This is a genomic window from Hassallia byssoidea VB512170 (genome assembly GCF_000817785.2).
GTDB classification, from domain to species: Bacteria; Cyanobacteriota; Cyanobacteriia; order Cyanobacteriales; family Nostocaceae; genus Hassallia; species Hassallia carrinoi.
The window spans coordinates 1-6909 of sequence record NZ_JTCM02000183.1 but is presented as its reverse complement, the minus strand read 5'-3'; the positions used below and the strand labels follow the sequence as shown (position 1 = coordinate 6909).

The window sequence follows — 6909 nt, the reverse complement described above, 5'->3', positions numbered from 1 at the left end:
GACACTCATTGACAGCCTTGTTTACTAGATCCTCGATCCCCCACGACATTTTACAGATGAAGGCTTATGCCATTTTTGTCCAGGTTCAGCCCAAGGGTAAATTGGGCTGATTGACTCTAAATCAAAATACGCAGCGGTAGTAATTGTGCTGTTGTGTTCGGTGTTTGTATCAAAAGTTGCGCTCGTAACTTGATACAGTTTTTGCTCGGAACGCTCAAGAATTTCAGGCAACTCAGTCTCTGTTTGATAACCAAGTTGAACAATTTCATTGCCAACCTTAATCAGCTGTCGCCTTTGGTATTTTTCCATCACCAATTCGGCTAAAGCGTCGATATTGACGGCAGACACCGTGCGGTCTACAAGCGAAGCTAGTTTATTTCTGCCACCAATGCGTGAGAGCAAATCATGGTCAGTTAGCCAATTTATCAACGCCAGTAAATCCGTTGGTTTATTTTGATAGTGAAGGCGCTGCGCTGCAAGATAAATATCTTTATGGCAATCGAGATAAAATGCTTCGGGAGTTAGGCAATCGCTTACTCTGCTGATTGCTTCAGGGTCGAGTATTATACCACCAAGTACCGCTTCTTCTGCTTCAATATTTTGGGGGGGCAGTTTGTCAGTCATGTTTTGCCCTCCTGGTTTGAATTGTTGTTGCCATCAATAGCTGTTTTGGCTTGCGACTCCTGCTGTCCTTTTTCTTGGGCAAGTCGCTCTTTTTCTTTCATTTCTTGCTTCCATTGTTGAAACTGTCTTCGGGCTGATGCATTTTTATCGGGCTGATGAGCCGGTTTTAGCTGGGATGAAGTGAATTTTTGATAATAGACCTGCCAACGGTTTTGACCTGCCTTATTTTGGTGTGCTAGCCATGCCTCAATGTCATTTACTTCCTGGCTAAGGTTCAAAGTCTTTTCTCTACAAAATTCTAAAAAATTCGCTCGCTCTGCTTCTGAGAGAGTCTTTATAAAGTCTAAATAAGTCTTAGGAGCTGAGGATTGGCTCTGGGAGTGGTTTTCGGGACTTGGTTGTTGCGTGGCGATCGCGCTTGTTGCGTGGCGATCGCGCTTGTTGCGATGAGGCAACAATGAAGTCCCCCAGCCAAAATCTTGATTTTGACTTTTAGCAGTTCTAGGTCAATAAATCCCTTTTCATCTAAGGTTTTTAGAGCACGGCTAACCGTCGAGCGATGTACTTCTTTATTCTCAGTTGATAGTTTTTTAGCTATCGCAGAAACAGACAGCTCAACCCCATCGCCATAAGGGTCAAGCGTGCGAATGTAGTACAGCACATCCTTCTGTGCTGGCGTTAGCTCCCAGCAGGCTCTTAACCATTCTTCATGCTGAAGAGGGTAAAACTTCCCTTGAATTTTCGTATTGTTCTGAGGCATAATTTCCTTAGTAATGACAATTTCCAGCCCCTGTCCCGCCAGACTGGGGCTACTTATCAAGCTTGAAGCGCGAACAAGAGCGTTCTTTGATAGATGCGGAAACTCGCTTAAAAAAGCGCCTCAAAGGGTTCGCTATGTAAGCTTGTAGTACCTTCCTAGAAGACCGTAATAATACTGGGTCAAGTGAATTGATTTCACCTGTAGTATGATTGTGAGCAATTCCATTGTCTGAGTGGACATAAGGGATGTTGATGAAGAGTGCTTGCATAGTAAGGATTTTGCGTGGGAATAGTGAAATCCTTTGACTTTATTTGGCTTGGCAGTTGCTGTATCCCTGATGGCTCCGTGAAAATTCCAGATGTGCCAGTTGAAAGTACCGTTTAGGTAGAATCTGGGGTTATGTGAGCCTTTGTACTACTTTACTATACCCATCGAAAAGCCTACCACCGGGTTTCTACGGACATGCTACGCATACGCCTTTGGCACGCTACACGAACGCGAACTCAAGTGTAGCGTAGGATTACAAAGTAATTGTTTGCCTGCACGCTTTGTGAAGCGAGACACACCAACGTCTTTTTCCCTGTAAAAATACGTAGCAATAGATAGTTGGAGGTAAGGGTGTCTCCTGCGGCGATCGCCATTTTTGACCCATCCTTTTTATGGCGTAAGGGTTTTAGTCTGGGGACGACTTGGTGTAGGGGATCATTTGTATCAAAATGCGTATTGTTTTACATCAAATGGTGGTTTGTTGGTAGAGAGATGAGGTGTGAAACTGGGAAATAAGCAGCAGATATTTTGGGACAAGTAGAGAGGAGTGGAGTTGATGTGGATTAACGGCTTTGTCCCGTCAGTTTACTTCCGCTTTATCTCTACCTGGACACTAGCTAGGTTCATTATCTATGACTAAAAAAAGGAATAACGAAAAGATGCAGGAGAATACGACTCAGCAGACAGGACGGGTAGTGATTGTTACTGGAGACAAGGGAGGTGTGGGTAAATCCACATTTGCTAGGGGATTGCTTCAGCTATATATCAACAAAAATCTAAAGTATCTGGCTTACGACTCGGATCATCGCAATGCTCAATTGTACAGACACTACAACTCGGTGGAACCTGGAGTGAAGCTGCTTGATATTTTTACTAGGGGAGGTGCCGACGACCTGCTAATAGACCTGGATAACGGACGACCCCCAAAGCGCATTGGTGGACTTGCCTGCCCAATCAGGGGCGTTTTTTGAAGAGTTTGAGAAGGACTTGGGCGTTTTTGATGCTGTTAAAAAGTTGGGCTACAGAGTCACAATGGTCAGCGTGCTGTCCAGGGTGAAGGACGAGCGTGAACATCCTGCGTGTTCTTCATGAGTACTGTGGCGATCGCGTGGATTATGTGGTGGTGAAGAATCTGTTTCATGGAGATGCCGATAAGTTTGAGCGTTATCAAGACTCTGAGACTCGTACCAAACTTTGGGAAGCTGGTGCAGTTGAGGTTCTGATGCCCGACTTGTTTTTCAAACCCTATGACTATATTGATGAGAAGAACTTACCTTTTAGCGCAGTTTTAGAAAGCAAAGAAGCTAACATTGTCATCAAATCTCGTGTTTCAGCTTGGCTTAAAGAATTTGAGCAAAATGTTTTGGTTGCAGGTCAGTTGTTAGGGTTAGAAAATCATGCTGTAGCAAGTCAAGCCGCTTAATCAAAATGAGGAATGCGATTCTCCCCCGTGGCAAGCGACTAGTGATGACAACTGGCGATGCTAGGGTAGGCAAGTCCACAACAGCACGGTTGTTAGTAGAGCTTTACCTAGAGTCCAAACTAAAGTTGCGAGCTTACTACACTGGTAATCGCAATAAGTTGTATGCCTACGAGATGCTGTTAAGAGTTGGTGAATTGCCATTGACGCAAGGTGGTGCTGACCAATTGCTCATCGACCTAGAGTACTTTTCTGATTTTCAAGTAGCTCTTAGTGACTTGCCTGGGCAGAATGTTGAGCACTTCAAACAATTTGCAGAAGAAGTACTGCTGTGGGATGCAACTGCTAGTTTGGGTTATTGCATTACTTTTGTTCATCCAATTTCTCATCGCCGAGATTGTGTCGAGTACTTACAAGAGCTTTTTGATTATTGTGGCAATAAAGCAGATTATGTAATCGTTAAAAACCTGTACTTTGGCGATGATTTTCCCTACTATGATGGCTCTGATATCCAAAAGCGCATTGTCAAGATTGGTGGAGAGGAATTGTATTTAGGAGCGTTGTGGAGGGAAACTTATGAATTAGTAGAATCTCTGAATTTGCCTTATTGCCAAGCTATGCAGAACCCAGAGATAGATTTAATGAACCGCTCTCGTATTTTCAACTGGATGGAAGAGTTTAAACAGCAAATCAAGAACAATAAAATCATTTCTGACTTGTTAGCTTTTTCACAACCTGTATCATCAGGGAATCTTCAACAACAGTTAAATTTTGATTTTTAAGAAGCAGGTTAATTGAAGGATGTTATGAGTGTGAATACTGCTGTAAAAGATTCTTTAGATGCAGCTTTAGAAGGACATTCTGACCATTTTAAACAGAAAGTTCTTGATGTAGTTCGGCGTTCTGGTATTAATCCCAAAGACCCGTTGTTTTTGGTTTTGAGTTCCCTTGGTAAGTTCGAGGTATTGATGGAGGATATTCCAGGCAAACTCGATACTGTAGTGGAGGGATGGACAACTGAAATAGATGAAAAGCTCGATAAGGCATCAAGTGTAGCCATTGTTCAACAGAAGAGTGCTATTGCTAAAGCTGCTTCAGCTTTGGTGAAGAAGGTGGAGAAACAAAAATCAAGTGCAGTATTTAGTTCAATGCTACCCGCTGCCCTAGTACTATCTGGTGTGCTTGGTGTGGGTATCTTAGTTGGTAATATGATTCCTGCAAGGATTGGAGGTGGTTTGACTGAGCCAGTTCGCCTTACCTTTGAAGAGAAAGAAGCTTTGACTTGGGCTAAATCAAAAGACGGACAGTTTGCTCGTCAGCTTATGAAGTGGAATGATTTTGACCTCAGTGTTTGTCGTAAGGAACCAGAGCGTCTCTTGGGCAGATGTGTACTCTGGGTTGTGCCTTACGACCAGCGTTCTACATATCAGCGGCAGTTAAGCGATCAATAAACTTTGAACTTTGTGGCTGTAATCATTTTCTTCCCTCATAGGTGTTTCAACTAGCCCTGAAGAGATTGCTTTAATTGCCGCTTGAGAACGATTTTCACAGCTTAGTTTTTGTAGTATTCGATGCACATGACTTCTTACTGTTCCAATAGATATATATAGGTGAGCAGCAATTTTTTCATTGCTCATCCCTTGAGCTATTAATTGCAAAACGTCTATCTCTCTATCGCTGAGTACGCTTGCTCCAACAGTGTACTTTTTTTTATTATGAACTTTTGTCATACCAACAGCTTTTGTTGGATTATTCATGTTTTCAATTATAATTTTGCAAATTTTTGAATCAATCCAAGATTCCCCTCTATAAGTAGCATATACTACTTCTGCTAACTTTTTTTTGGGTAAATTTTTGATGCAGTATGAATCGGCTCCATTTTTAAACGCTTTTGTCACAGTATCTTGTGTGTTATCAGCAGTTAATATTATTACTTTTGTATTAAAATCGTCCTTAATTTTCTGACAAAGTTCTGTACCATCTATATCGGGCAGATTAATATCAACTAATGCTAAATCGGGACTATGTTTTTTTATTAGGCTTAGTCCTGAAAAACCGTTATCAGCTTCTCCGCACACCTCAATGTGTTCGTTTGCAGAAAGTGCTGTAACTATCCCAAACCTCATTAGCTCATGATCCTCAATAATTACTACCTTAATTCTACTCATATTGCCTCTTTTTATTATATTTTGTCTCCGTAATTTAACTTATAGTATAAGTGCAGAATGTCTGAGTATTTTAATAGTCCGCATTTTCAACTGTCACACAGCTACTAGACAGTAATTATGTGATTAACTATTCCTTATATCCAGCATACTTACTGATGTTAATCAGCGATATATATCATAAATTCTGATTAGTAAAGAACCCATTGGTTGCAGGCGATCGGCATTATACCGAAGGCTTAAAAGATAGCTCTAGTTTGCCAGGTAGCTAGAGACAAATTTTCTAGCAGTAGTTATTAGGAATTCAAGTTTGTACCTTGGGGAGCGCTACCAATTCCGAGCTTCTACAACTAAAAGAGCGTGCATTTGTATACCAAAGATTTCCTTTTACTATTGAGTGATGGATACAGTTAATGCATATTAGTCATTTTCCTTCCACCGCTAACAGTGGTATAGCGGGGACATTCAATGGAATTTTAGGTGAATCAAATGATAAATACAGAATTTTATTGGTAAGTGATAGTGACAGAGATAATGAATCTCAGTTGCTTAACTACATTCAAACATGTGCATCATATTGGGTTAAAAGTGCTTCGTTTCCAGAGGCATTGGAAATAGTGAGAGAGTCGCCTCCAGATTTAATGGTTTTAGATGTAAGTAAAAAACGATTAGAGTGGCATAATTTGATTAGTAACATTCGCTCAACTGCGACTTCTTATTTTCCGATTTTGCTGGTTGCCAATAACGACGAACCCACCTTGGAGTCGGGATTGGAAGCTGGCGCGGACGATTTGGTGACAAAGCCCTTTTTAGCGAACGAATTAGGAGCGAGGATTCGGGCATTGCTAAGAGTGAATTGTAAGATTGCTGAACGCGATGCTCGCCTTAAAGCTCAGGAAAATTTTGTACGACTCTTAGTTCACGATTTGCGAGTCCCACTATGTGCAGCCAGCCAACTTTTGGAATCTCTTGTGGAAGGAACTTATGGACAAGACCTTAAAGAGATTTCCCCTGTGCTACGTCGTCTTTACTCAAGTACCCAAAGTTTGCTGGATTTGGTCAACACTCTTCTAGACGCTTCTCTCTATGATGCTGGTGTCAAAAAGTTAAACCTTGAAAAAGTAGACCTGCGACAAATTATTATCTTTGTAGCAGAGCAATTGCTACCTTTAGCTACTGCAAAAAAATTAGATACGCAAATAAATTTGGATACATCTTTACCACTTATAATAGAGGGCGATCCTATTGAATTACAGCGTCTTTTCCTTAATTTAGTTAGCAATGCAATTAAATTCACAGATTTTGGTTGGGTGAAAATTGTGCAACAGAAGAATGACTCAAAAGTGGTAATTGAGGTAAGTGATTCAGGGATGGGAATCGCTGAGGAGGATTTGCCCAAGATTTTTAGCCGATTCTATTGTGGTGGGAGAGGTAGGAGAGGCTATGTGGGGTCTGGGTTAGGACTATACTTGGCAAAGCAGATTGTTGAAGCCCACAAGGGGAATATTGAAGTTTCCTCCACTCCCGGTCTCGGCTCCACATTTACCATCCAACTCCCACTCTCCCAACCAACCACTCCCCTGCAACAACCCACGACAAATGTGGACAGCCTTGTTTTGTAGATCCTCGATCCCCCACGACATTTTTGATTGAAGGCTGTCCACATTTGTCTA

The 6909-nt window shown here is 41.7% G+C and carries 9 protein-coding genes; 5 read left to right on the top strand and 4 right to left on the bottom strand.

What is annotated here, in order from left to right; translation table 11 throughout:
• Positions 1-24 precede the first annotated feature (24 nt).
• From PI95_RS34090 to PI95_RS34085, 3 genes are all read right to left on the bottom strand, one after another.
• A complete protein-coding gene (locus PI95_RS34090; protein ID WP_052325803.1) occupies positions 25-624 on the bottom strand; it encodes a DnaB-like helicase N-terminal domain-containing protein in 600 nt (199 codons plus the stop codon).
• Positions 621-902: a hypothetical protein gene (locus PI95_RS36510; RefSeq protein WP_063842454.1), complete on the bottom strand. Its 282-nt coding sequence runs from the start codon at positions 900-902 to the stop codon at positions 621-623. Before PI95_RS36510 ends, PI95_RS34090 begins: the two co-directional genes overlap by 4 nt.
• 65 nt (positions 903-967) lie before the next feature.
• Positions 968-1384: a helix-turn-helix domain-containing protein gene (locus PI95_RS34085; protein ID WP_236117316.1), complete on the bottom strand. Its 417-nt coding sequence runs from the start codon at positions 1382-1384 to the stop codon at positions 968-970.
• Between the two features lie 899 nt (positions 1385-2283).
• On the opposite strand from PI95_RS34085, the gene PI95_RS36505 reads away from it, so the two are divergent.
• The 4 genes from PI95_RS36505 (at position 2284) to PI95_RS34070 (ending at position 4522) form a co-directional block, all read left to right on the top strand.
• Positions 2284-2622: a nucleotide-binding protein gene (locus PI95_RS36505; protein ID WP_236117315.1), complete on the top strand. Its 339-nt coding sequence runs from the start codon at positions 2284-2286 to the stop codon at positions 2620-2622.
• Between the two features lie 95 nt (positions 2623-2717).
• Complete coding sequence (locus PI95_RS36500) at positions 2718-3074, top strand: hypothetical protein (protein WP_236117314.1); 357 nt, start codon at positions 2718-2720, stop codon at positions 3072-3074.
• Positions 3075-3079: 5 nt separating this feature from the next.
• A complete protein-coding gene (locus tag PI95_RS34075; protein ID WP_039753145.1) occupies positions 3080-3853 on the top strand; it encodes a hypothetical protein in 774 nt (257 codons plus the stop codon).
• Between the two features lie 24 nt (positions 3854-3877).
• Positions 3878-4522 carry a DUF6753 family protein gene (locus tag PI95_RS34070; RefSeq protein WP_039753146.1) on the top strand — a complete coding sequence of 215 codons (645 nt, stop codon included), beginning with the start codon at positions 3878-3880 and terminating at the stop codon, positions 4520-4522.
• Here the strand turns inward: PI95_RS34070 and PI95_RS34065 are convergent.
• Positions 4508-5239 (bottom strand): response regulator, encoded by a 732-nt coding sequence (locus PI95_RS34065; protein WP_052325804.1) that lies wholly within the window; start codon positions 5237-5239, stop codon positions 4508-4510. The two genes, PI95_RS34070 and PI95_RS34065, sit on opposite strands and share 15 nt — an antisense overlap.
• Before the next feature lie 410 nt (positions 5240-5649).
• Between PI95_RS34065 and PI95_RS34060 the strand changes: the two genes are divergently transcribed.
• A complete protein-coding gene (locus PI95_RS34060; protein ID WP_052325805.1) occupies positions 5650-6858 on the top strand; it encodes a hybrid sensor histidine kinase/response regulator in 1209 nt (402 codons plus the stop codon).
• Positions 6859-6909 lie beyond the last annotated feature (51 nt).